The organism is Pedobacter sp. Leaf216 (genome assembly GCF_001421515.1).
Taxonomy (GTDB): domain Bacteria; phylum Bacteroidota; class Bacteroidia; order Sphingobacteriales; family Sphingobacteriaceae; genus Pedobacter.
This window is the reverse complement of sequence record NZ_LMKM01000004.1, coordinates 54,678-81,677: the sequence shown is the minus strand read 5'-3', so window position 1 is coordinate 81,677 and position 27,000 is coordinate 54,678. Positions and strand designations below refer to the sequence as shown.

Sequence of the window (27,000 nt, the reverse complement as noted above, 5' to 3'; positions counted from 1 at the left end):
TCATAATGATCAAGGAACAGATTTCAGTTTTCGATATTTTTAAAATAGGCATTGGCCCATCCAGTTCACATACTCTTGGCCCATGGCGTGCAGCACAACAATTTACAGCATCGCTCGCTCAAAACAACTTAATTAATGAAATTGAGGGTATAAAAATATTGTTATATGGCTCACTTGCCAAAACAGGTGTGGGCCACGGAACCGATGTAGCCATTTTACTTGGCTTAACCGGTGCTGATCCTGTAACTTTTGATGTAGATGCGGTTACGCCTACTTTTGAAAGCATAAAAAAAGACAAAAAACTAAACTTCGCAGGTAGTTTAATTATCGATTTCGATTACAGCAACGACCTTCTTTTTCTCTTTGCAGAAAGCCTGCCCTTTCACCCGAATGCGGTTACTTTTCAGGCATTTTTAAAAAACGGAACCGGAGTTTCAGAAACTTATTACTCCATCGGTGGTGGTTTTGTGGTAAAAGAGGGTGAAGACAGTAGTAAAAAAGCACAGGTTGATCTTCCTTTTCCAGTTGAAAAAGCCAAAGAACTTTTGCATTGGTGCCTCTCAACCGGTTTAAAAGTGAGCGAAATTGTGATGGAAAACGAATTGGCCTGGCGCAGTGAGGCAGAAACCAAAAGAGGCATTTTACAACATTTTGCCGTAATGCGGGATTGCATTTATCGTGGTTGCCATACTACTGGTTTTTTACCTGGAGGTTTAAATGTTGCCAGAAGGGCCTTCCCATTAAATAAACGCCTTATTGCCAACAGCGAATATTCAAACTATGATACCTGGGTAGAAGCCATTAAAAAAGGCGGTAACGGCTTTAATTACACGTTAGATTGGGTAAGTTGTTTCGCGCTGGCAGTTAATGAAGAAAACGCATCATTTGGGCGTGTGGTAACGGCACCAACAAATGGCGCGGCAGGGGTAATTCCGGCGGTACTCCAATATTTTATAACCTTTTGTGATGGTTATAGTGAAGAAAAAATTATTCAATTTATTGCCTGTGCTTCAGAAATTGGCAGTATTTTTAAAAAAGGGGCAACAATATCGGCAGCAATGGGTGGTTGCCAGGCCGAAATAGGAGTTTCATCAGCTATGGCAGCCGCAGCACTTACAGAATGTTTAGGAGGCTCGCAAAGGCAGGTTTTAATGGCTGCCGAAATTGCCATGGAGCATCATTTAGGCTTAACTTGCGATCCGATAGGCGGACTGGTGCAAATTCCATGCATCGAAAGAAACACAATGGGAGCAATCAAAGCCATTACTGCAAGTCAATTGGCTTTACAAAGTAATCCTGATAAAGCAAAAGTGAGTTTAGATGCCGTGGTAAATACCATGTGGGAAACCGCCTTGGATATGAATGCCAAATACAAAGAAACATCTGATGGTGGTTTGGCAACAAATATTCCGATCAGTTTGCCTGAATGTTAATGCTGAAATTAAGGATAAATGATTGATTAAAAACCCTTTATTTGAAGGATAGTATTTTGTATTTCCCCGTTCATAACTGAAAAATACTTAAACCAGGCCCGAATAAGTGAGCACCATCCACCATAAGCCCGTGGTAATGAAAGAAAGCAAAATCCCGATGCCCACCACTAAATTAGAAAGCTTTGGGTTAAGATTATACTGATCGGCTACCACGCCAGCCGTTAATAATGTTGGCATAGCCATTTCGAAAATGGTTATTTTGGTAATTGTTCCGTTCATGCCCAAAGCAAGCGCAACAAGCAGAACAACCAAGGGTGCCAAAATTAATTTATACAATAGTGCAAAGCTGATGTGTTTTAGTTCGCTAAACCACCCCCCGAATTTTAGCTGTAAACCTATTGAAAATAATGCCAGCGGACCTACCGTTCCGGCTAATTTATCAAACAATGGATCGAAAGCAGAAATATCAATAAAATGTGGAATGCTTAAAGCTAAAATACAACCTATAAGCGGCGGAAATGTCAATACCTTTTTAAGTACCAATTTCGGACTTAACTGTTGATTTTGCGATGAACGAATGGCTACAATGATGCCAATGGTAGATAATAGCGTAAATGTAACCTGATCACAGATAATGGCTATAGCCAACTCTTTTTCGCTAAAATATGCTACAATTAACGGAAAGCCAACAAAAGATGTATTGCTTAAGGAACTGGTGAGTTTTAAACCGCCTGAAGTTGCTTTACTAATATTTGTGATGCGGCTGTAAATTGTAATAAATAACCAACCGCACAACCAGATGCATACCGGTGCCAGGGCGGGAAATAACAGATCTTTAGTCCAGGTGATATGTGGAAGATACTTAAAAGAAACAGCAGGGAGTGCGATGTAAATAATCCAGGCATTGATGCCTTTATGAGCATCTTTAGGTAGCGATTTACTTTTTCTGAAAAGAATTCCCGCTAAAATGCATAAACCTATAAGAATGAAGTTTGCCATCTAATTGCGCAAAGATAGTTTATAAAAGAAAAACGCCAATAAGAATTGTACTTATCGGCGTTTTAATAATTTATGCAGATGGTTTTGGCTTCTTCTTTTTATGCCAAACCTTTTTCTTTCCATTATTATTATTACTATGCTGAGGTCTTTTTTCTTCAACATGTGTAATTTCTATTGCGGCTACACTCTCGGGCAGAGGCATGCGTGGAACTTCTTTTTCAATCAATTTTTCGATGTTATCGAATTTACGCTTGTCTCTTCCATTTACTAAAGTAATGGCGGTTCCTTTTGTGGCGGCCCTTGCAGTACGGCCAATACGGTGTACATAATCAGCCGGATCGCCGGGAACATCGTAATTGATTACCAAATCGATACCTTCAACATCAATCCCTCTGGATAAAACATCTGTTCCGATTAAAATTGGCAGTCTGCGGTTTTTGAAAGCCAATAAAATATCTTCACGCTCTTTCTGTCCTAAATCAGAGTGGAAGGCTTCTGCTTTAATGCCCAAACCTTTAAAAGTTTTGTATAAAGCCTTTACTTTTTCTTTAGTCGAAACGAAAATAATACTGCTTTTGTATTGTCCGCTTTTAAAAATATCGGTTAATAATGCCTGTTTCTGCTGATCGTGGATATTGTAGGCTTGCTGATCAATTCCTTCAGCTGGTTTAGCAATTGAAATGGTAATTTGCTTCGGTTCGTGCAAAATCTTGCCTGCCATTGTTCTTATTTTAGGCGCCATTGTAGCCGAAAATAAAAGTGTTTGCCTTTTCTTTGGCAGGTAGCTGATGATGCGGATAATGTCATCATAAAAACCCATGTCCAACATCCTATCGGCTTCATCTAAAATTAAATGCTGCAAATGCTCCAATTTTAATACGCCGGATGATAAATGCGCCATCAACCTGCCCGGCGTGGCAATAATAATATCCACTCCATCGCGCATTGAGCGTTTTTGTTGCTCATATGCAATCCCATCTCCACCGCCATATACCGCTAAAGAACTGATATTTGTAAAATAAGCCAATGCTTCAACCTGTAAGTCGATTTGTTGGGCCAGCTCGCGTGTTGGAGCCAATATCAAAGTATTATTATGTCTGTCTGCAGCTTTGCTGATTTTATCCATTACTGGTAAAAGGTAGCTGGCGGTTTTTCCCGTTCCGGTTTGTGCACAGGCAATCAGATCATGATTGTCTAAAATTACTGGAATGGCTTGTTCTTGTATTGGAGTAGCGCTTTTATACCCCATGGCCATTAAGCCTTCGTATAAATCGGGGTTAAAATTAAAGTCGTTAAAATTCAATCTGTTGTGTTTATGTCTTTTAGCAAAAGTACCTTAAAATACGGCGAATAGCAAACCGCATTTCAATATAGCTACAGTTTAACGATTTTGAAATGCAAAAAAACTACATTTTCTGGCAAAGCATAAAAAAATAGCCCCAACTGTAAAAAAACAATTGAGGCTTGGAAATTATAATAGACGAAACTTAGTCTACCAGAATATCTTTTTCCGGTGTATTCGTTTCAGGGTTTTTAGGTAGCGTAACCTTTAAAATTCCATCAGCATAATGTGCTGAAATATCATCTGATAAAACCTTTCCATTTAAGCCGAAGGCCCTTTCAAAGCCAGCGTTGCTGTATTCCCTGCGGTTGTATTTTTTTTCAGCATCTGCCTCCTCTTTAGGCTGGTAACTGATCGTTAATACATCATCTTTAGTAATCACTTTTAAATGCGTTTTAACTAATGCAGGTGCAAAAAGCTCAATAATAAAACTGCTTTCCGTTTCTTCGATGTTTACAGGTACTTTTCTAAATCCCTGGTTAAACATCCCAAATTTATGGTGACCAAAGGGCCCGCCAAATTGTTTTCCAAATCTGCCTGCTCCTGAGCCGAAACGGCTATGCATCTTGCCCGAATGGCATCTATTTTCGTTGTACATTGTGTTTAATTTTTAATTGTTGTTAATGCTGTTAATTTATTGGCAAGCCAATGTTAGTTGTAAACCGGTTGTTCGGTTTTAGGGATACCCAATAATTGCGTGATGATATTTGCATAAGGATATGATGGTGAGAAAACTGCATAATCAAATTTTAAACCCCTTATCTGAACCAAAATATCATCAATAAATTTCATTGGCTCAAGTAGTGCACTAATCAATCCCGATTTCGGTTTCTCATCTTCAGCCACCTCTTTTTTCTCCCGAAAAATGTTCAGTTCCTGATTGTATGCTTTAAAGTCGGCACCAATTTCCTCAACGGAGCCCTTAAATTCATCAGAACTGAAAAAGGTTACCTTTTCTCCTTTCGTAATCAGATCATTCGCCATCCCTAAAATAGGCCGAACATCCGCTTGAGATGGATCACTTAAAAAAAGTACTTGCGACATAATTTCTATCTGTTTACCTTATTTATACTGTCGATAGGTTTAATCACACTATCATTCATTTTTCTATTGTGATGGCTGAAACTATGATTCCTGTAATGCTCTTGCTGGCAATCATCATGGTAATGCCTGTTTTTAAAGTCTAACCGATCGCGGTAACCATTTTGAACAGCCAATACATTTAAGCTGTAAAAAGTGCCTGCTGCTACAGCAATTGCTAATAATATTCTAAATGCTCTCATTGCTGTTAATAATTTACGTTAATGTTGTTCACTGTTCCATTACCTTGCACATTTGGCCTGTACCATTGGTTATCAATCGGTACAATTGGATTGTAATATTGCTCGAAGCCGTTAAAGCGATGGTGGAAATGATGGCGTCTTCTACCAATAATCACCCTGAAAATTAGGCCAATTAACATTGCGGCGAATATAAATTTGAATACAAATGGTATGAAGAAAGCGGCTGCTCCGATTACAATTCCGAATCCGATGGTTTTTAATATTTTTTTCATCTCTTATAATTTTAAGTACTGTAATCCATTCACCTTAAATTAGTTGAAGCACCAATACTGTTGTTTTTGTTATTTATATAGGAAGACGCAAGACTTTTATTTTTACTTTAAATTATTTTGGATTTTTTAAAATACTTGTGTTATTTCTAGTTGGTAGCGTAATGGAAGGATTTTAACCACAGAATTACACAGAGATTAGTTTTTGCCACGGAAACACAGAAAGCACGGAGGTGACCTGATTTTAAGGAAATGAATATCCAACGGGTATCGTCATTGCTGAAGGCTTTTTCAGCCGACGCTTTACTGAAGCCTGCTAATGGTAGCGTAGTCCAAGGATTTTAGCCACAGCTTTACATAGAGATCAGTTTTTGCCACGGCAACACAGAAAGCACGGAGGTGACCTGATTTTAAGGAAATGAATATCCAACGGGTATCGTCATTGCGAGAAGGCTTTTTCAGCCGACGAAGCAATCTTTATGGCAAGTAGAAAGTCCTTATTAGTATGATAGTAAAAAAATCAATCTTCATTTCGACTGAAGTGCAGCGAAATGGAGAAATCTGTCTTAATAGATCGCTCCGCGTTACTTTTTAGATAACGATTCGCTAAAAGCTTTCAATTATTCTTTGTTACGATAGTGGCCCCATCCGCCACATCTCCGTTTATATTCCGCTTTAAATTTTGCCCGCTCCTCTTCATTCATCATCTCCCATTTGGCGCGCATACCCATTGCCCGCTCACGGAAACCATTATGCCCGCCATGGCCGCCTTTATTAAAATTGCCGAATAATATTCTGCACAGCACAAGTAAACCAATTGCCTGCCAGTAATTTAGCTTACCTGTATGCGCTATTTCAGGCAAAATCCAGTTCCATAAAAACATAACTACGTAACCCAGCACCGCAGCAATAAGCACTGCTACAGGGAAAAAGAACATGAATTTCTTACCGCGATTAAATTTTCTATTCATCATGTCTGTAAACTTAATAGTTAATAAATTCTTGATATAAATTTTGTAAACGGCTCCGCAGGTGTTTTACTGCATAACCTTTTCTTGATATTAGTGTTTTAATATTTTCGCCGCTTTCATCAGCTAACTCCTGAAAGGTGCGTTCCTCCAGTTCATTCTGAACAAAAACATAGCGTTGGTTTTCTGGAAGTTCCTCAAGGGCCAAAAACAACTGATCCCAGAAGAGTTTTTTTAAACTCTCCTCCTCTGGCGAGAAAGATTCGGCAAGCAAAATTTCTTTAAAATTAATCTCGCCATCCTCGCCCTCAAAAGTGAAATCTTCTAACGATTCTTCTTTCTGCTTCCGGTATTTATCAGTGATTTTATTTCTGGCCACCCGGTAAAGCCAACCACTGATCTGTTCAATGGCACCTGCCTCAGGTTGATTACTGAGCTGAAACCAAACATCCTGCAAAATATCTTCTGCATCCTCATCTGTATTCACCCTGCCGCGGATGAAACTGAATAGGCGTTTACCATAGTTGGCAACGGTTGAAATGATATTTTGAGGCTCGTTTGTTGGCACTAAATTTTGTTTAATAATTCAGTAAACGGATGAAACTCAATATTACTTTAAATTTTCTTTATTTTTTTGGTCAGATTAGATTATAGCATTTTACGCGCAAAAACTTACTTCTCAAGTATTGATATAAACCATATGTAGAGGAGCAAAATCTTCAATACTTTCCTTTTGAAAATGAAATGCTGCTAATGCCAATTCCTAGGTGAAGCGATAATCCAATATCAATAAGTTAAGCATTTTTAACAACGGCTGAGCATAGATAAACATGGATATTTATCTGTATGCATCCTTTTATCTTTGCTATTTTTGCAATAACTCAGTAAACGTATTAAGTTGTCCCTATTTTAGTGCTGCAGTTGGATAAGTTCCTTTATCAACTACCGTTTTAATGTTCCCACTTAAATCTGCCACATAGATTTTGCTTTGCTTGTAAGGTTTTTCAGCACCACTGTAAAAAATCCTGTCATCCGCAGTTACAAAAAGAAAAGATACATGAATTCCTTTGGGGGAGATTTGCGTTATTTTTTTGCTGGCTACATCAAGAAGATAAACTGCTTCAGCTTCATCATGCGTACCTTCTATTAGAGGGCCGTTAGCGGCATTAAAAAATATTTTTTTGCCATCTTTGGTATAAAAGAAACCGTTGCTACTCGATATATTATAGACAGTCCCTATTAAAGCTTTTATAGGTTCCGTACCGATTATTTTTCCTGAAAGATCAAAAGTATAGAGGTTTTCCAGATCGTGCGCAATAATTTCATGATCATTTTTCCAGGCGGGAGAAAAAGCATTTATTTTCGATGCACTATCCAGCATGATATAACCGGAATTATCAGCTTTGATCACACCTATTTTCCACACACTGTTTTTGTTAAAAACATTAATGGCAATTTTACCTGCATCGGCAGACCATACCGCTCCATAATAATTATTGTTGTTTACCTGTAGCTTGCCCTGGCTCTTATTTTCCAGATCGGCAATCCAAACAGACCTATTTCCAACAGAATCACTTAGCGTATAAGCCAGTTTATTGCCATCTGGCGAAATCGCAGGATCAGTAGCACCACCAAACGAAATCTGTTTCATGGTATCAATACTGGTTGCTACAATTTTATCGCCATCCTGATAAGCAAGAGCAAAATTTTTATTGCTTAAAGAAATGGTATCTAAAACAGCTTTATTTGCATCATTTTCTGAGTTATTGCTGTTACATGCTATTAAAAAAAGCGAAATTGCAATGCAGGCTGAGGCGAATGGTTTGTTAAACATCATCATGTGCAATTTTACAAATAGTTTTTGTTTTTGTCATTCCACATGCCGTGGTGGAGCTATATTTTACCTAAAACAAACTTTGTCTTGATAGATTCTATTTCTATCATGCTTCGGGAACCAACGGCGGAGGGAAATAAATTGCCCCGGTCTGTGTCCCCACAAACCGAAATTAGATCTCATTCATTTTTATTTATGGTTCGTGTCATCGCGAACCAGCTAACCGGTTAAATCTTCTTCTTATCTGCGTAACCGAATACTTTTTGCAATAAGGTTGTGCTTCTTGAACTCAGGTTACCTCTGATTTTTAATTCTTCTTTTGCAACTTCAACAAATAAACCATCTATTGCTTTTTGGGTAACATACTCTGTAAGGTTGGTATTTACGGGCCTAACTAAAGGCAAGCGGTTGTATTGTGTAGTTAAATCACTGTAATATTTTGTTGCGTTTACTTTATTTAAACTCGTGGTTACAATCGGACTAAATTTTTGCATCAGCTGCGAAGTGGTTACTCTTTTAAAGTATTCGGTAGCTGCATTATTATTACCTAAAAGGATATTCGTAGCATCTGTTAAAGTCATTTGTTTAATGGCAGAAATGAAAATGGGTTTTGCTTCAGTAGCAGCATCTTCAGCAGCCCTGTTCAAACTCACAATCACATTATCGCAAAGTTTGTTCAAACCTATGCCGCGCAAGGTTTTTTCAACTTTCTGTGCTTCAGGCGGCATTAATATTTTAACTGCAAGATTGCCTAAAAATCCATCTTTAACCGAAAGCCGGTCTGCACCCGCAGAAACACCTATCTGCAACGCTTCCTTAATCCCCTGTCCTATTTCCAGTGTAGATGGCGTACTTGTAGCAGCAGTGGTTGTACCCGGTTTCTCCGTAATTTTCTTAAATATATCGCTTAATTTAATCTGTGCTCCTGCATTTAAGCTAACAAATACCAGCATGGCCAGTGATATTGATAAATTCCTGATTGTTTTCATTTTGTGTGTTTAATCAAACTTAAGCAAAAGAGCTGCCATTAATTAATTGTTGTTTCAAATATAATCCTTTACAAACGGCTTACTTAAGTTATCAGTTAAAATTGGTGTTACGATATCAAAATTTCGGCAGCTGATAGCCTAAAAAATTAGTTTATGTCCAATCACTCAAAAATATTTTTTATACTTGAAAGATAATTCGAAATAGCTACCTTTTTTTTGAGATTTATAAAAAATACAGCTGGAAACACCCAGCAGGAAGATGCCAAATTAATTGCTGAGTATAAAAATACCGGCGATTTAGACGCATTGGGTACGCTTTACAATAAATACATGCATTTGGTTTTCGGGGTTTGCTTAAACTACTTTAAAGATGAAGAGCAAAGTAAAGATGCGGTAATGCAGATTTTTGAAGAATTGGTTACGAAACTAAAAATACACGAGGTGCAGAATTTCAAAAGCTGGCTTCATGTTTTAACGCGGAACCATTGTTTAATGGCATTGCGGAAATCGGCCAGGCAGAATAACGTTTCTATAGACGATACTTTTGTGGAAAACAGCGAGTTTGTGCATCTGGATATAGACAACACAAAAGAAACGCAGCTTACCATTATGGAAAAGTGTATGGAAACTTTGCCCGAAGAACAGCGAAAAAGCGTAGATTTATTTTATTTACAAGAAAAGTGCTATAAAGAAGTGGCCGATATTACTGGCTACGACATGCTGAAGGTAAAAAGTTACATCCAAAACGGTAAACGGAATTTAAAGATTTGTATAGAGAAAAACAGTAGTGAATAACGATTGGTTAGATATTGATGTGCTGGAAGATTACCTAGATGGTAAACTTGATGCTAAAGCTATGCACTTTGTTGAGCGTCAGGCTTTAGATGATCCCTTTGTTGCAGAAGCATTAGAAGGTTTAAAACAATCGCCAAAACGCAAACAAACACTTTCTATTTTACAAAAACAATTGCACGACCGTGTTTCCGAAAAACCTATAAAACGCAAACTCTGGGGCATTACTACGCAAAGATTAAGTATTGCGGCAACAGCAACAGTAGCTTTCATTGCGGTAAGTATTTTGTTCTTCATGCGCGAAACCAGTCGCAGAAATGCGGAAATTGCGGCAAGGAAAGAAAAAGGCGTAATGGTGCAGTTGGATAGTGCAACATCCATTGCCTCGAGTAAGCCTAAAACTGATACAACAGTGCAAAGTGCAACCAAAACCGCTTTAATAGATAAAGCCATTGCCCAGGCAAAAACGGGCGATCTGGCAAAAAATTCGAGGAAAAGTGAAGTGATCCAACCTGCCGAGCGCGTAGCAACCGAACAAAAAGCGGTTGTTGAGTATAACCGCAGAGGTACCTCCAGATTAGAGAATATTAATGGATTTGCCACTAAAGCAAAGGCTGCACAGCAATCCTTAAATGAACCTGTGCTAGCTTCAGCACCTGCGCCTGCAATTGGCTCGAGCAAAATTGTATTTAGCGGAAATGTAGTAGATCAGCGCAATGGTAAGCCCATACAAGGGGCTGTAGTTAAGTTGGCTGGCTCTAAAAATATAACGGCAACCGATATAAAAGGATATTTTTCGTTACCTGCTGATAGTAGCGCTAAAGATAAAGCATTATTAATCAATGCAATTGGTTTTAAAGAAGTTCCTATAGCAGGTCTACAAGATCCAAACGCAATAAAAAATGCCCTTACCGGAAATAAATCTTTAAATGAAATTGCACTGATTACAGGATCCAACGGTCAGAAAAAAGAAAATATTCCTGCGCCAAAAATTACACTCCGTGCAGAACAAAACCTGGATGGAAAATCAGCTGATAGCATTACGAAACCTATTCCGGTTTCTACCATCAACTATGTGCAATATTTAGAAAACAACAATAAACTCTATAATCCTAAGGGCCCCGAACAATTTGTGATTTTAAGCTTTAAAGTTAAAAAGAACGGGCGGCCTTCAAACATTGCTGTGATCAAATCGCTCAACAAAAAAGCTGATGCAGAAGCAAAACGGCTTATTCAGGATGGCCCTGATTGGGTTTTACCTAAAAAAGGTACTGATTTAGTCGAAATCAGTGTTAAGTTTTAATTTCATTTATTAAACACAAAGCGTTGCATTATTACAGCGGGCAATATACCAAGCCCTGTTGTGCGCTTTGAAACCCATTCTTTATTGGGCTAAAAAATCAAAATTTCATGTACAAATTACCCCACTATACTGCCGATAATCAAAATGAGGTGCTTGAATTTATGCACCAAAATACATTTGTAACCTTAATTGGTTTCGATGGCGAATTCCCGGTTGCCACGCAGGTTCCGGTTAAAACCGTAGTTGATGAAGATTCAATTAAACTTATTGGCCATATTATGACGAAAACCGATCATTGCAAGGCTTTTGAACAAAACCCTCACGTTATGGCACTTTTTACAGGGGCACACGCTTATATTAGTGCTTCAGTGTACGAAAACCCTTCTGCTGCCTCAACATGGAATTACAAAACCGTACAAGCCAAAGGGATGATCAGGTTAATGTCGTCAGAGGAGACTTATCAGGTAATAAAAGAATTGACTGATAAATACGAAAATCCAGAAACGAGCCCTGCGGCATTTAATAAAATGGATGAAGCTTACATTCAGAAACATTTAAAAGCAATAACCGGCTTTGAGGTTACCGTTAGTCATATCGACCACGTTTTTAAAATGAGTCAAAATCATTCTTCCAAAAATAAAGAAAACATAGTGGCAAACTTAGAAAAAAGCAATGATGCGATAGATCAAGAAGTTGCTAAAGAAATGAAAAAGGATTTTTAAGCATTTCGATTCATGCTATAATTTTATTTCCGATAGCGTCATCCTACACTTCATCATTAAATGATTTAATGCGGATAAACAAAAAAAGACCAAGGCAATGAGCTTTGGTCTTTTGAGTATATTTAAAGGATTTTGTTTTTATTTTAAGTAGTAAATGGCTGCGTAAATAATGGCAGCCAATGTGGCCGATACCGGGATGGTTAAAATCCATGCCCAAATCAGGTTGATGGTTACCCCCCAACGTACAGCCGATACACTTTTTACAACCCCAACCCCTACAATAGATCCCGTGATAGTGTGTGTAGTAGATACCGGGATACCGAAATGTTCAGTAATTCCTAATGTAATGGCACCTGCACCTTCTGCCGCAACACCTTCGAGTGCTGTTACTTTAGTGATTTTAGAACCCATCGTTTTTACAATTTTCCAGCCACCACTCATGGTACCCAATGATATTGCAGAATAACAAGCTACAGGAACCCACCAAGGCATGGCTTCGAAATTAGGAATAACCTTTGCTGCAATTAATGCTGTTGCAATAATTCCCATTACTTTTTGAGCATCGTTACCACCATGAAAGAAACTTAAGGCTGCAGAAGAAATTAATTGCAAACGTTTAAACCATTTCTCTGCTGTGGCCGGCTTGGCGTTTCGGCAGATATTGATAATGATCAGGGTTAAAACAACAGAAATAACCAAACCGATTATCGGAGCCAAAACAATAAAGGAAATAATTTTAATTACATAACCCATGTTTACAGCATCAAGCGGACTTGCACCTGTAATTAATGCGTAAGTCATCCCTGCGCCAGCAAAACCGCCAATAAGCGTATGTGATGAACTTGAAGGGATACCGTACCACCAGGTTAAAAGATTCCAGATAATTGCAGCAATTAATCCTGCAAGGATTACTTCTAGGGTGATATAATGCTCTATAACTGTTTTAGCAACCGTATTGGCTACTTTATGATCGGTAAAATAAAAGTAGGCGGCGAAATTAAAAAGCGCAGCCCATAAAACCGCCTGAAAAGGCGTAAGAACTTTTGTAGATACAACTGTTGCAATCGAGTTAGCGGCATCGTGAAAGCCGTTAATGTAATCGAAAGCAATAGCCAGAATTACAACAACAACCAATAAGGTAGTTACCATGTTTGTGTATTATTAAGCGTTTTTAACCAAGATAGTTTCAAGCACATTTGCCACATCCTCACACTTATCTGTCGCTTTTTCTATCGTTTGTAAAACCTCTTTTTGTTTAATTAATTCAATCGCATTGGTTTCGTATTCAAATAAACGGGCAACCGCTAAAGTAAATACATAATCGGCCTGATTTTCGCCACTGTTAATGCGGATACAAGCATCAGCAATTACACGGATATTTTTAAAACTGCGTAATTCTTTTATTGCTTTATCGATATCGGTACACATTTCTACCAAAAGCTCAGCGATTTTAACAATCGGCTCATTAATGGTGTTCATGTTGTACATCTGCATGCGGTTTGCAGTACCATAAATATAATCGGCAACATCATCAACAGCAGTAGCCAATTGGTGAATATCTTCTCTATCAAATGGAGTAATGAAGTTCCTGCTTAACTCAAGAAAAATCGAATGGGTAATATCATCACCTACGTGCTCTAAGCGTTCAATTTCTTTAAAAATTGTTTTTCTTCTTTCTGCATCAGCGGTGCTCACCATTTCTAAAAGGGTTTCTGCAATTTTTAATGCATTGCTGCCTGCTTGTTCGAAAAGTGGGTGAAACTTTCTGTCTTGAGGTGTAAAGAACTTAAAAATATTGTTCATGTTAATTTTTAATATGTTGCAAAGCTACAAGCCCAATGTTAAGTTAATGTTAATTTATTAATTATATTAACGAGATCGGCCAGTTTTCCGTCATACGAGGTTAATTTTAATAGCATTTAGATGTTTGATAATGAATTAAATAAAGACTTACCAAATAGTAACAACCTTTTATTTGAAAGAGATTTGCTCCTCTACCCCTGCCTGAGAAAGACAGGTGCTTTTTTCGATCTGATTGACAACCTGCACTGATTCTTCAGAATACTCAATATTGAACCTTTTTAAAAAGAAATCGGTTTTGTGATAAAGTCTGTTAGGGTCAGCAAAAATTACTTAGCTTTTTCTGCGATTCTGTGGCAAAAATTAACGAATGATCTATTAGATGATAAAGCCCCTTCTTTATATACTTGCTGCCTTTTTAATAAAATTGATAGTCGCCCACATTTGAAAAATATTAACCTCCTTTTTGCAGGGTAAATGCAAAGGTAGTTCCTATACCAGGCGTACTTCTTACCGAGATGGTTTGCTGATGGGCTTCCAAAATGTGTTTTACAATGGCTAATCCTAACCCTGTACCACCAACTTCTCTTGCCCGATGGGTATCTATGCGGTAAAAACGCTCAAACAAACGTAACAGGTGTTTTTCTTCAATACCGATACCATTGTCGGTAACCTCAATCAAAACCTGATCATGCAATTCGAAAATTTTTATTGCCGTTTCGCCACCATCAATTCCGTATTTAATGCTATTAACAATTAAATTGATCAGTACCTGGCGTACTTTTTCTCTATCGGCCAATACATTGGTAATAGCAGTATACTTATCTTTAAAAAAAAGTTTAATGTGTTTTGCCTGCGCACGGTCTTCAAGGTTTTCCATCACCTCTTTTGCCAGTTGCACAAAATCGAATTTTTGATAATTTATCGGCGATTCGCCTGTTTCGAGCTTCGAAATGGCATCCAAATCATTAATTAAATAACTTAAACGCTCTACATTGTTCTCTGCCTTTTTTAAAAACAGAACTGCCTGATCCGGATCATCCACCAAACAATCCTGCAGAGTTTCAATATAGCCCTGAATGGCAAAAAGAGGCGTTTTAAATTCATGAGATACATTCGAAAGGAATTCGCGTCTGAATTGTTCTTGCTTTTTCAACAAATCAATCTCTTTTTTCTTTGCTCCTGCCCATTCTTTCACTTCTTGTTCTACATCATTAATCGGATCAGAACTTACATATTCGCCAAGTGCATCTTTTAAATCCTTGCCAAGTTTAAGGTTATGGATGAGCTTATAAATCAGTTTAATTTTAGTGTAAATGTATTTTTCGAGCAAATAATAAAACACCAGGAAACTGCAAAGAAAGGACACTCCAAAAGAAATAGCGAGGTAATACCAGCTATGCTGAAAGTAAAAATTAACCATCCCGATGGATAAGCCAACGGAAAGAGCAGTAAATAAAACCAGCACACTTAATTTCATGCTGCAATTTAAAGCTTTTTATGTTAAATGTGTGTTAACAGATAATAGCATTTGCCAGATGTTTGCAAGAGCGGGTTTAAGCCAATTACTTATAAAAACAAAAAAGCTTTTCCTTTTGAGAAAAGCTTTTTAAAATAGTTTATTTAGACTTATTTTTTAGTCGAATCTGTTGTTGTAGCTGGAGCCGGAGCAGTAGCTGGCTTAGTGTTGTTTAAGCTTCCGCCAAGTGGAGATGGTGATGGCGTTTTATCCAAACGTTCTTGAATAGCTGAATTTCCAACAGCTGTAGTACCACCGCTGGTTTTAGCAATTGTAGTGATTGATAAGGTTAAAACAACAATAGCTGCCAACAAAACCCACGATCCTTTTTCCAAAACATCACCGGTACGTTGCACACCAAACATGTTACTGGTGCCGCCACCTGTAGCCAAACCACCACCTTTAGGGTTTTGTATTAAAACAAACAGGCCTAAGGCTACGCAAACAATAATTAATAAAATGATTAAAAAGGTTACCATGCTAATATTTATATTTTAAAATTTCTTTTCTATAGATTGGATAAGGTCGGCAAAGTAACGGCTTTTTTCCGGATATTTCAAACTTAATTTTTTATAAGTATCTATGGCTTTGTGATAAAGCATCTGCTCGATGTAAATCTTTGCCAATGTTTCCGAAACAAGGTCGTAATTGTCTTCTGCACTCTTTTTTGCCTTATTTTCATTATCAATCTGCTCAGGCTTGGGCGGTTTAATTGTTGGGTCTTCTTTTAAAAACCGTTCTATAATTTCCGCTCCCTTAGCATCTTTAATTTCTCCGGCAGGATATTCGGCCAGGTGATCGGCTACTTCAAAAGGGGTTTGAATATGAAAAATATGCTCAACATACTGTTGTTGAAATTCTGGCTGCTGTTGCGTATGCGGTGTTTGCGGCTTTACCCTGGCAGAACTGGCATGGGCATAAGGTTGAAAAATCTGCTCGTGTTCTTTACGCGTTTTGGCCAGCCACCATAAAAATGTATACGGAAGTTTATCGTCGTTATACTGTGAAACAAAATTTCTTTCGTGCTCATCAGGCACTACAGTTTCAATTTCCGGAGCCTGCGTTACCACATCAGTACTTAATTTCTGCTCAAAAGCAAAAAAATCAACAGCGGCCACACTTTCGATAAATGAATCCTCATCAATGGGTAAATCCATTAAATGACGATCTACACCTGGAAGATAATCTGGTGTTTCTATATTAATGTTTTCAGCTGCGGGTAAATGTTCTTCGCTAACTGTTTGAGCAGCCTCATCAAAAATATTATTATCGTCTACAACAGTTTCTGGAGTTGTAGCAGCAATTTCTACTTCTTCAGTCTCCCTAACCGAAACCATATTTAGCACATGAAACAAAACATGCCCCTGACTATAAAGTGCAGCCTTAGGGATTGCTGATGCATTGGCCTTTGCTAAAAGTAAATGAATAGGTTGAGCATAAGGAAATTGCTGAACCATATCCTGTAACATGGATACGTGCTCTGGACCAACCTTTCCAGGTTGCGCAAGTAAATCGGCCAGTAGCTTTTTATTATCCATTATAGAGGTTTGCCGCTAAGTTAAAAAAAATGTGGGCGGGTTTTTAAAATTTTGTCTAATAGAATGCCGCTTTATCTACCACTGCGCAAAGGCCCGGTTAAAAATATCTTCTGATAGCTGCTTGTTAATATTCTCAATAGCTCCCGGCAACAGGGTTTGAATAGGCGCACCACTGATCGGAAAATCGAAAAATTTGGTGAAACTCTCCTCAAAACTTTCTTTTTCGTGCTCTTTCAGGTTGTTTTTATATTTTACAGAAACGGTAATTGTTAACCTGTTTGCGCCAGAAGTAGGTGTAGCACTGTTTTGGAGTGCCACTGGTTTAATATCATAACCTGTTATTCTTCCCTCAAAAGATGCATCACCTTCGCCAGTGGTAGAAATAATTAATTTGGTTTGGTTACGGATACGTGTTTTTAATGACTCTGTAATCTGATTGCTCAAAGTTGGTACTACAAGTGGGGCATTATTTTCGAATAACCGGATAACAACTGTTTTTAATCCTGTGGTTGATGCCCCGCTGAATTTATAAGAACAGGCATTTAATACCGAAGCAAGTAGGATTAAAGCGAATATTTTAATTTTCATAACTCTTATTAATGCTTAAAGCAATTGTACTTTAAATTATAAATTTAGTTCCTTAATCTTTCTGTACAATGTTCTTTCAGAAATACCCAGTTCCTGGGCCGCAAATTTGCGTTTACCCTTATGCTTTTTTAAAGCTTTTTTAATCAGATCTGATTCTTTATCAACCAGTGATAATGATTCTTCTACTTCTTCGGCCTCATGCGCAAAATAATCGGTGTTATTGCTGTTCGGGTTGTTATTACCCTGCGATGGTTGTTGAATGGTAAAAGCATGCTCCTGGCCCGCAGGTAACTCTACATCACGATACAATTGGTTGATATACTGAGGATTATCCGCCAAAACTGTAGCAGTATTGCCACCGTGCTGTATAATTTCTGCAACCAGTTTTTTAAGTTCAACCATATCCTTTTTCATATCAAAAAGAACTTTGTACAAAATATCACGTTCAGTAAAATCTTCTTTTGATTGGGCGTTAATGGCCATGGGCAGGTTACTACCCGCCTCATTAGGGATATAGGTTAAAATTGCTTGGCCGGTAACATTTCGGTCTTTCTCCAGTACACAAATCTGTTCGGCAATATTTTTTAACTGGCGAACATTACCTGGCCAGCTGTAGTTTGTTAAAATCTGAATCGCATCTGGCTCAAGGTGTAAGGCCGGACTACGGTATTTATCACTAAAATCTGCAGAGAATTTTCTGAACAAGAGGTAAATGTCCTCCTTACGTTCGTGTAATGCAGGGATACGCAGCGGAACAGTGTTTAACCTGTAATATAAATCTTCGCGGAATTTTCCGTTTTTAACACGGTTATATACATCAACATTGGTTGCCGCAATAATGCGGACATCCGTTTTTTGAACTTTAGATGAACCTACACGTAAATATTCTCCGCTCTCTAAAATCCTTAATAAACGGGCCTGTGTGCCTAAAGGTAGTTCTGCTACTTCATCCAAAAAAATTGTTCCGCCGTTTGCAACTTCAAAATAACCCTTGCGGGCTTCGTGTGCACCTGTAAAAGATCCCTTTTCGTGACCAAAAAGCTCCGAATCTATTGTTCCTTCTGGAATAGCGCCACAGTTTACAGCAATAAAAGCCCCATGTTTACGGGCACTCATTTGATGGATAATCTGCGAGAAAACTTCTTTACCACTACCACTTTCGCCTGTAATCAATACAGACATATCGGTTGGTGCCACCTGGCTGGCAATATCTATCGCACGGTTAAGTAATGGAGAGTTTCCAATAATACCGAACCGTTGTTTAATATTTTGTGTATCCATTCTTTAGATTTGAGTATTGAGATTTGAGATATTAGACCTTACGCCTCTGGCCTTCTACCCTCCACCTTTTTTAAACTATTTTTCCAATTAGGGTAGCAGATGTACATCTTTCGATATAAACATTTGCATATTCACCGGGTTTAACGCCATCAATTGCCGGAAAAATGGCCATTGCGCCGCTATCTCCTCTTCCACAATAATCAAGATCTGATTTTTTAGAGGTTCCTTCGATTAAAACGCGAACGGTTTTACCCACCCATTCTTGTAAACGCATTAAAGAATGTGCTTGTTGTTTTGCCAAAATTTCGGCTAAACGGCGTTTTTTTACATCCTCGGGTATATCATCCGCTAATTTACGTGCAGCTAAAGTCCCTGGTCTTTCAGAGTAAGTAAAATTATAAGCAAAATCATATTGCACATAATCCATTATGCTCAAAGTTTCCTGGTGTTCGTCTTCTGTTTCTGTACAAAAACCTGCAATGATATCGGTAGAAATTGCACAACCCGGAATAATGTTACGGATGGCATCTATACGGTTAATATACCATTCACGGGTATAAGTTCTGTTCATCAGTTCCAGTATACGGGTATTTCCCGATTGAACAGGTAAGTGGATATAATTACAGATGTTATCATATTTAGCGATGGTATGTAAAACCTCATCGGTAATATCTTTTGGGTGTGACGTAGAAAAACGGACCCTTAGCTCAGGGCTAACCAAGGCTGTTTGTTCCAAAAGCTGTGCAAAATTTACAGTTTCGGTTCCATCTTCTGATGTCCAAGTGTACGAATCTACATTTTGGCCCAAAAGGGTAACTTCACGGTAACCTGCTTCAAACAAACCTTTTGCTTCTTCTATAATTGAATGCGCATCGCGGCTACGTTCGCGGCCACGTGTAAAAGGAACAACGCAAAAAGAACACATGTTGTTACAACCACGGGTAATGGAAATAAATGCGGTAATTCCATTGCTGTTTAAACGAACCGGACTGATATCGGCGTAAGTTTCTTCGCGGGATAGTAAAACGTTTACCGCTTTATGCCCACTTTCAACCTGTTCGATCAAGTTAGGCAAATCTCGGTAAGCATCTGGTCCTACAACTACATCAACCAAACGTTCTTCTTCTAAAAATTTAGATTTTAAACGTTCTGCCATGCAGCCCAAAACGCCAACAATTAATTTAGGGTTACGGCGTTTTTCTACACCAAACTGCGAAAGGCGGTTCCTTACCCTGGTTTCTGCATTTTCGCGGATAGAGCAGGTATTAATAAAAATCACATCTGCCTGATGGTAATCCCCTGTAGTTTCAAAACCAGTTTCGGATAAAATTGAGGCAACAATTTCGCTGTCCGCAAAATTCATTGCACAACCATAACTTTCGATATATAATTTACGGGCATCGGCTTTTACTGGTGCATCTAAAATTAAAGCTTCACCTTGCCTGGCCTCATCGTGCGTCTTATCTGTTACTTGTAAATCAATCATTATTTAAAAACAATTTGGGGATTGCAAAAATACATAAATAAAATTAAAAGTGACAAATTGACATATTTAGTTTAAATGTTTACAGTGGGATTATGATCATTACGCAGTTGCGAAAAGGAATACGGAATCGATTTTATTATTTTTTAATGGAAAATATGCCTGTCGGATAGTGTTTTAAAGTTCGTTTATTCTTTTTTGGAAATGTACGGTTCTGCACATGTGGAGGATTGCAGCCCCGCCCCCGTTTCTGCCGATTGAAAAATCACCATCTCACTAGGGCCGGGTTTAGCTTACAGCTGTTTGTGCTGATATGAGGGGTATCCACACCACAGGCCTAACCGATTAGCCCTTGGTGAAGCGGTACCCTGCAGGGCCTGAGGTACGATGGCCGAAGCGTACAAGCGTAGCAAAGGAACAAACGATGTTTCTTGTACTGCCCTTGCGCTGCAAAAAAATTAACAATATATACTCAGTTAACCACAGATAAAAGGGATGCACACAGATGAATAATCCGTGTTTATCTGTGTACATCTGTGGTTAATATGCTAACTCAGTGAAATTATATAGGAATAAATGTAATTCACTTGTGCTGCAAAAATTATTTGTCAATGATACTAGTGTTTTATAGTTGGTTTATTCTTTTTTGGAAATGTAAGGTTCTGAACATGTGGAGGATTGCAGCCCCGCCCCCGTTTCTGCCGATTGAAAAAATCGGCATCTCACTATGGTCGGGTTTAGCTTACAGCTGTTTGTGTTGCTATGAGGGGTTTCCATACCACAGGCCTAACCGAATAGCCCTTGGCGAAGCGGTACCCTGCAGGCCTTGAGGTACGATGGCCGAAGCGTACAAGCGTAGCAAAGGAACAAACGATGTTTCTTGTACTGCCCTTGCGCTGCAAAAAAAAATTAACAATATAAATACTCAGTTTACCACAGATAAAAGGATGCACACAGATGAATAATCCGTGTTTATCTGTGTGCATCTGTGGTTAATATGCTAACTCAATAAGACAGGCATGCACGGTGGTTTCTTGCACTTCAAAAAGCTATTTTAATATAGGCTTAGTTTTTTCGCTTGCTGTTAAAAAACCTTTAGTCTTCCAATCTGTTACCTATCGATAAGCCATAATGATGACAGCGCAGCGTAGAAATAAAATCTGGACCTGGATAGGAAGTATATTTGGTATCCTCATATTAATTGTAGCCTTTGGTGCCATGTTTTTAAGTGCCCGATGGAAGCCTATACTTACCGAAAAAATTAAAGATGGAGTGTATAACGGTTCTCATCACCTTTACAAAATAGATTTTAAAAGTATAAACTTAAATGTAATTACAGGAAGCCTGGCCCTGCGTGATGTTACCCTAACGCCCGATACCGCTGTTTTTGACAGCCTAAAGAAAATGCAACTTGCACCTGCCCATACTTTCGAGCTTAAGCTGAAGAAACTGCAAATTACCCGTGTAGGCATATTAACCGCTTATTTTAAAAAACGGATAGATGTAAACGAAATCCTTTTGCAAAAACCCTCCATCAATATGGTTTTTAACAAAGTGAGTAAAAAGCCAGATACGGCTAAAGATGAGAAATCCCTTTATGAGCAGATTTCAAAATCCTTTAAATCGGTACACGTTAAAAGCATAAAAATTGTAGATGCTGATTTTGATTACATTAACAAAACCGGTGCTAAAAAGACTAAAAACGCTATTAAACACCTTGATATAAACATTAAAGATTTTTTACTGGACTCTCTTTCTGGAAGTGACACCACAAGATTTTATTATACAAAGGATGCTTCCTTTCAAATTGCCGGATATAAATCTGTAACGAAAGATAAAATGTATTCAATGAAGGTTGATACAATCACGGGATCTACTGCATCGAAAAAAATCACAGTAAAAGGTTTAAAACTTATTCCTTTATATGATGAACTCACTTTTGCCCGAAAATATAAAGTTCAGAAAGACCGCTACAATTTGGCCTTCGAAAAAATAGAATTTAATGGTGTTGATTTTATTGGTTTAAATACCGACCAGAAATTGCACGCAAAATCTTTGAAAGTTGGTCCGGCAAATGTTGAAGTTTTTATGAGCCGCGAATCGCCACCACCTCCTGGCCTGGATAAGGGGAAAAATTATCCACATATCGCTTTAAAGCGACTAAACTTGCCTACACTGATTGATACCGTAAAATTAAGACATATTAACCTTAAGTATTCGGAATTTAATCCTGCCAGTAAAAAAACCGGTTCGGTAAACTTTAAGGCATTAACAGGCAATATTTTAAATGTAACCAACGATAGTTTACAAGTGAGTAAAAATAACCATGCCGTTGCCAATTTAAATACACTTTTAATGGGCACAGGAAAGATGAACGTAAAAATTGATTTTAATCTTACCGATAAAAATGGTGCTTTTACATACAGTGGTAATTTAGGCAGATTTGATATGAAAAACCTAAATCCGCTATCAAAGTCATTGGGCCTGGTTGAGATAGAAAGTGGCAATATACAACAGCTTGATTTTAAAGCTAATGGAAACTTAAGGTCCGCGGCAGGCACTATGAATATGCTTTACACCGATTTAAAGGTTAAATTATTATCGGATAATATTGATGGCGAAGGCACCAAAGAAAAGGGATTTTTATCATTTCTGGCCAATGCCATTCTGGTAAAAAATGAAAACCCACAAAAAGGCGAAGCTCCTAGAACAGCTAAAATGACGAATAGCAGGATCAATTCGGCATCTTTTTTTAACCTGATGTGGAAAACAGTTTTTGTAGGCATTAAAGATATTGTAGGTGTGGGAATAGTACCCGAAAAAAATCCTGTAAAACAGCAAAAAGTAATTGCAAAAAAAATTAGAGCACAAAAGCGGGCAGATAGAAAAGCAGCGCGAAAGGCAAGGAGAGAAAAAAACTGATCTTACATTTCTAAAATATATGTTTATAACCGTATATTGCTAGTAAAAACAAGATCCTTCCTTTTTTAATGCCTGATACAAAAAGATACCGTTATAAAGTTTTGAAATGGACTGCCGGCATGCTGCTTGGCATTTTTATCGTACTTGCAGGTATTGCCTGGTTTTTAAATGTAAAATCGCGGCCGATGTTAACCGACAGGATAAAAACGCTGCTTTATAAATCCACAGATAGTTTATATACCATTAGCTTTACAAAGGTTTCTACCAATATTATCACAGGCAACGCTACCTTGCAAAACGTTAAAATTACCCCCGATACCAATCGATTTAAACGCCTTATTGCCTTAAAAAGAGCACCAAACAACCTTTATACGGTTTCATTAAAAAAACTGGTTGTAAAGCGCTTCCATCCGCTTACGCTATACAGGGAACAAAAGCTTCAACTCGAGGAAATCATTTTTGATAAACCCGAGGTTACGATGGTTAATCAACAGTTTGCGTTTAACGAAGGCCGTGCGCCAAGGCCAATTAAATCTCCTTATGATATCATTTCCAAAAACCTTAAGGAATTTAGCATTAAATCCATCAGGTTTAAGGATGTGAGTTTTAAATACATTAATAAAAATATAACCAATTCCACTCCTTTTTCAATTGATGATCTCAACATCACCTTAACCGATTTATTGGTTGATTCGACCTCCGCAGAAGATCCATCCCGCTTTTACCTCCTTAAAGATATTGTAATTAACCTGAATAACTATGTTTACCGCACACCGGATAAAATGTACGACATTAAGCTTGATAAACTTGATTTTAGGGCAACTACGGGTAAATTGAGGATAAACAGCTTTGCAATGGTTCCGCTGTATGACGAAATGACTTTTGGAAAAGTAGCGGGTTATGCCCGTGAACGGTTTAACATCAGCATGAGCGATATTATGCTCAACGACATAGATTTGCCACTTTACATTAGCAAGCAAGAACTTTGGGCAAAAGAAATGGCCATTTCGAATGGTTTTATTTCCGTTTTTAATCAAAATGGACTTCCAGGGAAACCCCAGGAAAATAAAATAGGTAAATTTCCTCATCAACTTCTGCAACTGGTTGATGCCCCTATCCTTGTACAAAAAATTCAGCTGAAAGATGTTAATGTTAATTACGCAGTGTACAACAGCGAAAGTAACCAGAAAGGACAGATCAGTTTTGAGCATACCTCGGGAATTATAAAAAATGCCACCAACCTCGATAAAATTAAAGCCATAAACCCAACAATGGAGGTAAATCTTAATACTTATCTTTTTGGACAGGGAAAGCTTGATGTGAACTTTAAATTTAACTTAACCGCTAAAGACGGGGCTTTTTCTTACAATGGCGTTTTGCACAATTTTAATGCAAGGGTGCTCAATCAGATTACCAAACCCCTTGGTTTGGTACGCATTAACCGTGGCAACATCGATAAATTAAAGTTTGATTTTAAAGCAAATGATTTAGGAGCAAAAGGAACTGTGGCTTTTTCTTATTACGATCTTTCTGTAGCCCTGATGAAAAATGACCCTGAAAAAGATCATTTGGTAACCCGTGGCTTCCTTTCTTTTTTAGCGAATGCTTTAATCATAAAATCCGAAAACCCCGGACTGGGTGGTAAACTCATTCCAGAAAAAGTAACTTATAGCAGGCCTGCAAACACTTCTTTTTTCAACATGATCTGGAAGAGCCTTTTTACAGGCATAAAATACAGTATTGGCATTACAGAAGAGAAACAGAATGAGGTGCGCCAGCATATTGCCAAATTTAAAGCCATGAGGGCGAGCCATAATTTAAGGAAACATAAAAGATTAATGCGCCGGATGAAGCGGGAGCGCGAACAAAATGAAAAGCGGTAACATTTTGTAACCTTTTCTTATCTTTATTATCTAAACTTAAACCAAAATTATGATTATTGCCCTCATCATTATCGGATTTATATTCCTGATTGGAATTTTCTTCTACAATTCACTTATCGGTAAAAAAAACCAGGTAACCAATGCTTTCTCTGCCATTGATGTGATGCTTAAAAAACGGTTCGACCTCATTCCTAACCTCGTTGAAGTGGTAAAACAATACACCAACTATGAGCAGGGAACCCTAACTAAAATTGTCGAGCTTAGATCAAAAGCAACCTCAGGCAACCTCAGTAATGCAGAAAAGGCTGATTTGGATGCTCAATTAAGCAGCACTGTTAAAGGTTTAATGGTAAATATTGAAAATTATCCTGATTTAAAGGCCAATACCAATTTTATTAACCTGCAAACCACCTGGACAGAAAGTGAAGAGCAGATTGCTGCAGCAAGAAGAACTTATAATGCTTCTGTAACCGACTATAACAACTCCATTATGATGTTTCCTGGAAGTTTATTCGCCGGAATGTTGAACTTTCAGCCAATTGCTGTTTTAGAAACCGCAGCCGAAGAACGCAAAAACATCAGTGCCAAAGAACTTTTTAATAATTAATGGCATTCAATATTGAAAGTAATGTAGCCTTACAGCAAGTTTTGGCTACAATGGAAGTGGAGCGCAAAAGAATTGCAGCTACGCAAACCAAAGGTTATATTTTTATTGCAGCAGGCATTTTACTCTTAATTCTCGGTTTTTATCTGGGCTTTCCCATTCCTGCGGTAATTGCTGGCTTAATACCGATAATTTATGGCGGTGTTTTATTATTTAAAATCAGCGATGCTTTATCGGCTTACCAAAATGCCTACAAAAGGGATGTAATCGGTGCGGGCTTAAAATTTCTTGATGAGAGTTTATCGCTAAACCCCGAACAGGGAATTCAAGCTTCGGAGTTTATGTATACCCAGCTTTTTAACACTGAGCCAGATCGCTATAAAACGGAAGATCTGGTTACAGGTTGCGCTGGCAAAACCAGATTTTATTTTGCAGAAGTGCATGCAGAATATAAAACAGTTACCCAAACCAAAAACGGAACCAGAACAGAATGGCACGACATTTTTAAAGGGATTATTTTCGCAGCTGATTTTAACAAGAAACTTAATGGGGTTACGATTGTTAAACCAAAGGATTTTGGAGCTGCCTTTGGAGCATGGTTCTCAAAAAACCTTTTTTCTTTCGGCAGCAATGATGTTATTCAGCTGGAAAACATAGATTTTGAAAAAACTTTTGTAACGCATGGTTCTGATCAGGTAGAATCGAGGTATATCCTTACTCCTGCCATGATGGAACGGATATTAAAGCTCAATCAGCAAAGCAAATACAACATTAGCCTATCTTTTATTGAATCAAGGATGTACATTGGCTTTCCTCTAAATAGAAATTATTTCGAGGCCCCTGTATTTAAATCTTTATTAAAGCCTGAAACCATAAATGAAGATATTGCCACCATAACGTTTATGTATGATATTGTTAAGGAACTGGATTTGAATACCAGGATTTGGGGAAAGAATTAACACAAAGTTTTAACCTGGGTAAAACGGAAGGCAAAAATGCGGCAGTTTAGCTTGAGCCGGAACTAGGCTTAAGAAGTTTCTCCGGCAAATGGGCGATCGAAACTTCGTAAGGCAAGCGCAACTAACTCAAATGTTTTTTTACAATTTCTTCGAGCGCAGCAATATCAAAAGGTTTTGATAAATAACTATCGGCACCTGCTTCATCAGCCAACGAAGAAATATCGTTATTTGCCGAAAAATAAATCACCGGGATATGCTTTAAATCCGGGTGGCTTTTTAAGGCTCTGGTGGCTTGTATACCACCTAAATCGGGCAGCCAGTTATCCATAAAAATTAAATCAGGCATATATTCTGATACCTGTTCTTCTATATTATTGGCATTCTCAGATGTTTTGATTTCATACCCCGCATCTTCCAAAATAAAAGTACATAGATCAAGAATATCTCTATTATCATCAAAAACGAATACTTTTTTTGCAACTGTCATAC

The 27,000-nt window shown here is 38.0% G+C and carries 28 protein-coding genes; 8 read left to right on the top strand and 20 right to left on the bottom strand.

What is annotated here, in order from left to right; genetic code table 11:
* The first annotated feature begins 5 nt into the window (after positions 1–5).
* Complete coding sequence (locus ASE74_RS03525; RefSeq protein WP_055904250.1) at positions 6–1,433, top strand: L-serine ammonia-lyase; 1,428 nt, start codon at positions 6–8, stop codon at positions 1,431–1,433.
* Positions 1,434–1,520: 87 nt separating this feature from the next.
* On the opposite strand, the gene ASE74_RS03520 is transcribed toward ASE74_RS03525, so the two are convergent.
* The 10 genes from ASE74_RS03520 to ASE74_RS03475 all read right to left on the bottom strand — a co-directional run bounded on the left by ASE74_RS03520 (position 1,521) and on the right by ASE74_RS03475 (position 9,117).
* A complete protein-coding gene (locus ASE74_RS03520; protein WP_055904247.1) occupies positions 1,521–2,432 on the bottom strand; it encodes an AEC family transporter in 912 nt (303 codons plus the stop codon).
* A gap of 70 nt (positions 2,433–2,502) precedes the next feature.
* On the bottom strand, positions 2,503–3,735 hold the full coding sequence (locus ASE74_RS03515) for a DEAD/DEAH box helicase (protein ID WP_055904244.1): 1,233 nt from the start codon (positions 3,733–3,735) through the stop codon (positions 2,503–2,505).
* A gap of 184 nt (positions 3,736–3,919) precedes the next feature.
* The gene (locus tag ASE74_RS03510) at positions 3,920–4,372 is read right to left on the bottom strand and encodes an Hsp20/alpha crystallin family protein (protein WP_055904241.1); all 453 of its coding nucleotides are present in this window, start codon (positions 4,370–4,372) and stop codon (positions 3,920–3,922) included.
* Between the two features lie 53 nt (positions 4,373–4,425).
* Positions 4,426–4,818 carry a hypothetical protein gene (locus ASE74_RS03505; RefSeq protein WP_055904238.1) on the bottom strand — a complete coding sequence of 131 codons (393 nt, stop codon included), beginning with the start codon at positions 4,816–4,818 and terminating at the stop codon, positions 4,426–4,428.
* A gap of 5 nt (positions 4,819–4,823) precedes the next feature.
* On the bottom strand, positions 4,824–5,057 hold the full coding sequence (locus tag ASE74_RS03500; protein WP_055904235.1) for a hypothetical protein: 234 nt from the start codon (positions 5,055–5,057) through the stop codon (positions 4,824–4,826).
* Positions 5,058–5,062: 5 nt separating this feature from the next.
* Complete coding sequence (locus ASE74_RS03495) at positions 5,063–5,329, bottom strand: hypothetical protein (RefSeq protein ID WP_055904232.1); 267 nt, start codon at positions 5,327–5,329, stop codon at positions 5,063–5,065.
* 617 nt (positions 5,330–5,946) lie between these two features.
* On the bottom strand, positions 5,947–6,300 hold the full coding sequence (locus tag ASE74_RS03490; protein WP_200912256.1) for a hypothetical protein: 354 nt from the start codon (positions 6,298–6,300) through the stop codon (positions 5,947–5,949).
* A 10-nt stretch (positions 6,301–6,310) separates the two neighbouring features.
* Positions 6,311–6,862 carry an RNA polymerase sigma factor gene (locus ASE74_RS03485; RefSeq protein WP_055904226.1) on the bottom strand — a complete coding sequence of 184 codons (552 nt, stop codon included), beginning with the start codon at positions 6,860–6,862 and terminating at the stop codon, positions 6,311–6,313.
* Positions 6,863–7,198: 336 nt separating this feature from the next.
* Positions 7,199–8,134: a PD40 domain-containing protein gene (locus ASE74_RS03480; protein WP_082458631.1), complete on the bottom strand. Its 936-nt coding sequence runs from the start codon at positions 8,132–8,134 to the stop codon at positions 7,199–7,201.
* 221 nt (positions 8,135–8,355) lie between these two features.
* Complete coding sequence (locus ASE74_RS03475; RefSeq protein WP_055904220.1) at positions 8,356–9,117, bottom strand: DUF4197 domain-containing protein; 762 nt, start codon at positions 9,115–9,117, stop codon at positions 8,356–8,358.
* Positions 9,118–9,333: 216 nt separating this feature from the next.
* Between ASE74_RS03475 and ASE74_RS03470 the strand changes: the two genes are divergently transcribed.
* From ASE74_RS03470 to ASE74_RS03460, 3 genes are all read left to right on the top strand, one after another.
* Positions 9,334–9,912: an RNA polymerase sigma factor gene (locus tag ASE74_RS03470; RefSeq protein WP_055904217.1), complete on the top strand. Its 579-nt coding sequence runs from the start codon at positions 9,334–9,336 to the stop codon at positions 9,910–9,912.
* Complete coding sequence (locus ASE74_RS03465; RefSeq protein ID WP_055904213.1) at positions 9,905–11,212, top strand: carboxypeptidase-like regulatory domain-containing protein; 1,308 nt, start codon at positions 9,905–9,907, stop codon at positions 11,210–11,212. Before ASE74_RS03470 ends, ASE74_RS03465 begins: the two co-directional genes overlap by 8 nt.
* A gap of 107 nt (positions 11,213–11,319) precedes the next feature.
* Positions 11,320–11,934, top strand: a complete 615-nt coding sequence (locus ASE74_RS03460; protein WP_055904210.1) for an FMN-binding negative transcriptional regulator — start codon at positions 11,320–11,322, stop codon at positions 11,932–11,934.
* Positions 11,935–12,072: 138 nt separating this feature from the next.
* On the opposite strand, the gene ASE74_RS03455 is transcribed toward ASE74_RS03460, so the two are convergent.
* From ASE74_RS03455 to ASE74_RS25045, 9 genes are all read right to left on the bottom strand, one after another.
* Entirely contained in the window at positions 12,073–13,083 is a 1,011-nt protein-coding gene (locus ASE74_RS03455; protein WP_055904207.1) for an inorganic phosphate transporter, read from the bottom strand.
* A gap of 12 nt (positions 13,084–13,095) precedes the next feature.
* The gene (locus ASE74_RS03450; RefSeq protein WP_200912255.1) at positions 13,096–13,737 is read right to left on the bottom strand and encodes a DUF47 domain-containing protein; all 642 of its coding nucleotides are present in this window, start codon (positions 13,735–13,737) and stop codon (positions 13,096–13,098) included.
* Between the two features lie 451 nt (positions 13,738–14,188).
* Complete coding sequence (locus tag ASE74_RS03445; RefSeq protein ID WP_055904200.1) at positions 14,189–15,214, bottom strand: cell wall metabolism sensor histidine kinase WalK; 1,026 nt, start codon at positions 15,212–15,214, stop codon at positions 14,189–14,191.
* Between the two features lie 149 nt (positions 15,215–15,363).
* Positions 15,364–15,732, bottom strand: coding sequence for a preprotein translocase subunit SecG (gene secG / locus ASE74_RS03440; RefSeq protein WP_055904197.1), 369 nt, complete (start codon positions 15,730–15,732; stop codon positions 15,364–15,366).
* Between the two features lie 15 nt (positions 15,733–15,747).
* A complete protein-coding gene (locus ASE74_RS03435) occupies positions 15,748–16,791 on the bottom strand; it encodes a hypothetical protein (protein WP_055904194.1) in 1,044 nt (347 codons plus the stop codon).
* Positions 16,792–16,866: 75 nt separating this feature from the next.
* Positions 16,867–17,379, bottom strand: a complete 513-nt coding sequence (locus tag ASE74_RS03430) for an LptE family protein (RefSeq protein ID WP_055904191.1) — start codon at positions 17,377–17,379, stop codon at positions 16,867–16,869.
* A 36-nt stretch (positions 17,380–17,415) separates the two neighbouring features.
* Positions 17,416–18,660: a sigma-54-dependent Fis family transcriptional regulator gene (locus ASE74_RS03425; RefSeq protein WP_055904188.1), complete on the bottom strand. Its 1,245-nt coding sequence runs from the start codon at positions 18,658–18,660 to the stop codon at positions 17,416–17,418.
* Between the two features lie 70 nt (positions 18,661–18,730).
* The gene (gene miaB, locus ASE74_RS03420) at positions 18,731–20,146 is read right to left on the bottom strand and encodes a tRNA (N6-isopentenyl adenosine(37)-C2)-methylthiotransferase MiaB (RefSeq protein WP_055904185.1); all 1,416 of its coding nucleotides are present in this window, start codon (positions 20,144–20,146) and stop codon (positions 18,731–18,733) included.
* Positions 20,147–20,880: 734 nt separating this feature from the next.
* Positions 20,881–21,129: a hypothetical protein gene (locus tag ASE74_RS25045; RefSeq protein ID WP_055904182.1), complete on the bottom strand. Its 249-nt coding sequence runs from the start codon at positions 21,127–21,129 to the stop codon at positions 20,881–20,883.
* A gap of 145 nt (positions 21,130–21,274) precedes the next feature.
* On the opposite strand from ASE74_RS25045, the gene ASE74_RS03410 reads away from it, so the two are divergent.
* The 4 genes from ASE74_RS03410 to ASE74_RS03395 all read left to right on the top strand — a co-directional run bounded on the left by ASE74_RS03410 (position 21,275) and on the right by ASE74_RS03395 (position 26,511).
* Positions 21,275–23,065 (top strand): hypothetical protein, encoded by a 1,791-nt coding sequence (locus tag ASE74_RS03410; protein WP_235525994.1) that lies wholly within the window; start codon positions 21,275–21,277, stop codon positions 23,063–23,065.
* Positions 23,066–23,133: 68 nt separating this feature from the next.
* Positions 23,134–24,948: a hypothetical protein gene (locus ASE74_RS03405; RefSeq protein WP_055904177.1), complete on the top strand. Its 1,815-nt coding sequence runs from the start codon at positions 23,134–23,136 to the stop codon at positions 24,946–24,948.
* A gap of 49 nt (positions 24,949–24,997) precedes the next feature.
* Positions 24,998–25,555 (top strand): LemA family protein, encoded by a 558-nt coding sequence (locus tag ASE74_RS03400; RefSeq protein WP_055904174.1) that lies wholly within the window; start codon positions 24,998–25,000, stop codon positions 25,553–25,555.
* A complete protein-coding gene (locus tag ASE74_RS03395; RefSeq protein ID WP_055904171.1) occupies positions 25,555–26,511 on the top strand; it encodes a DUF3137 domain-containing protein in 957 nt (318 codons plus the stop codon). The genes ASE74_RS03400 and ASE74_RS03395 overlap by 1 nt, the downstream gene beginning before the upstream one ends.
* A 121-nt stretch (positions 26,512–26,632) precedes the next feature.
* Here ASE74_RS03395 and ASE74_RS03390 read toward each other — a convergent pair whose 3' ends face one another.
* Entirely contained in the window at positions 26,633–26,998 is a 366-nt protein-coding gene (locus ASE74_RS03390; RefSeq protein ID WP_055904167.1) for a response regulator, read from the bottom strand.
* Positions 26,999–27,000 lie beyond the last annotated feature (2 nt).

Coding starts and splice junctions, on each gene's coding strand:
- ASE74_RS03525 (WP_055904250.1), top strand. CDS start 6: ATGATCAAGGAACAGATTTCAGTTTTCGATATTTTTAAAATAGGCATT.
- ASE74_RS03520 (WP_055904247.1), bottom strand. CDS start 2,432: ATGGCAAACTTCATTCTTATAGGTTTATGCATTTTAGCGGGAATTCTT.
- ASE74_RS03510 (WP_055904241.1), bottom strand. CDS start 4,372: ATGTACAACGAAAATAGATGCCATTCGGGCAAGATGCATAGCCGTTTC.
- ASE74_RS03505 (WP_055904238.1), bottom strand. CDS start 4,818: ATGTCGCAAGTACTTTTTTTAAGTGATCCATCTCAAGCGGATGTTCGG.
- ASE74_RS03500 (WP_055904235.1), bottom strand. CDS start 5,057: ATGAGAGCATTTAGAATATTATTAGCAATTGCTGTAGCAGCAGGCACT.
- ASE74_RS03495 (WP_055904232.1), bottom strand. CDS start 5,329: ATGAAAAAAATATTAAAAACCATCGGATTCGGAATTGTAATCGGAGCA.
- ASE74_RS03490 (WP_200912256.1), bottom strand. CDS start 6,300: ATGATGAATAGAAAATTTAATCGCGGTAAGAAATTCATGTTCTTTTTC.
- ASE74_RS03480 (WP_082458631.1), bottom strand. CDS start 8,134: ATGATGATGTTTAACAAACCATTCGCCTCAGCCTGCATTGCAATTTCG.
- ASE74_RS03475 (WP_055904220.1), bottom strand. CDS start 9,117: ATGAAAACAATCAGGAATTTATCAATATCACTGGCCATGCTGGTATTT.
- ASE74_RS03460 (WP_055904210.1), top strand. CDS start 11,320: ATGTACAAATTACCCCACTATACTGCCGATAATCAAAATGAGGTGCTT.
- ASE74_RS03455 (WP_055904207.1), bottom strand. CDS start 13,083: ATGGTAACTACCTTATTGGTTGTTGTTGTAATTCTGGCTATTGCTTTC.
- ASE74_RS03450 (WP_200912255.1), bottom strand. CDS start 13,737: ATGAACAATATTTTTAAGTTCTTTACACCTCAAGACAGAAAGTTTCAC.
- ASE74_RS03445 (WP_055904200.1), bottom strand. CDS start 15,214: ATGAAATTAAGTGTGCTGGTTTTATTTACTGCTCTTTCCGTTGGCTTA.
- secG (WP_055904197.1), bottom strand. CDS start 15,732: ATGGTAACCTTTTTAATCATTTTATTAATTATTGTTTGCGTAGCCTTA.
- ASE74_RS03435 (WP_055904194.1), bottom strand. CDS start 16,791: ATGGATAATAAAAAGCTACTGGCCGATTTACTTGCGCAACCTGGAAAG.
- ASE74_RS03430 (WP_055904191.1), bottom strand. CDS start 17,379: ATGAAAATTAAAATATTCGCTTTAATCCTACTTGCTTCGGTATTAAAT.
- ASE74_RS03425 (WP_055904188.1), bottom strand. CDS start 18,660: ATGGATACACAAAATATTAAACAACGGTTCGGTATTATTGGAAACTCT.
- miaB (WP_055904185.1), bottom strand. CDS start 20,146: ATGATTGATTTACAAGTAACAGATAAGACGCACGATGAGGCCAGGCAA.
- ASE74_RS25045 (WP_055904182.1), bottom strand. CDS start 21,129: ATGCACACAGATAAACACGGATTATTCATCTGTGTGCATCCTTTTATC.
- ASE74_RS03410 (WP_235525994.1), top strand. CDS start 21,275: ATGATGACAGCGCAGCGTAGAAATAAAATCTGGACCTGGATAGGAAGT.
- ASE74_RS03405 (WP_055904177.1), top strand. CDS start 23,134: ATGCCTGATACAAAAAGATACCGTTATAAAGTTTTGAAATGGACTGCC.
- ASE74_RS03400 (WP_055904174.1), top strand. CDS start 24,998: ATGATTATTGCCCTCATCATTATCGGATTTATATTCCTGATTGGAATT.
- ASE74_RS03395 (WP_055904171.1), top strand. CDS start 25,555: ATGGCATTCAATATTGAAAGTAATGTAGCCTTACAGCAAGTTTTGGCT.
- ASE74_RS03390 (WP_055904167.1), bottom strand. CDS start 26,998: ATGACAGTTGCAAAAAAAGTATTCGTTTTTGATGATAATAGAGATATT.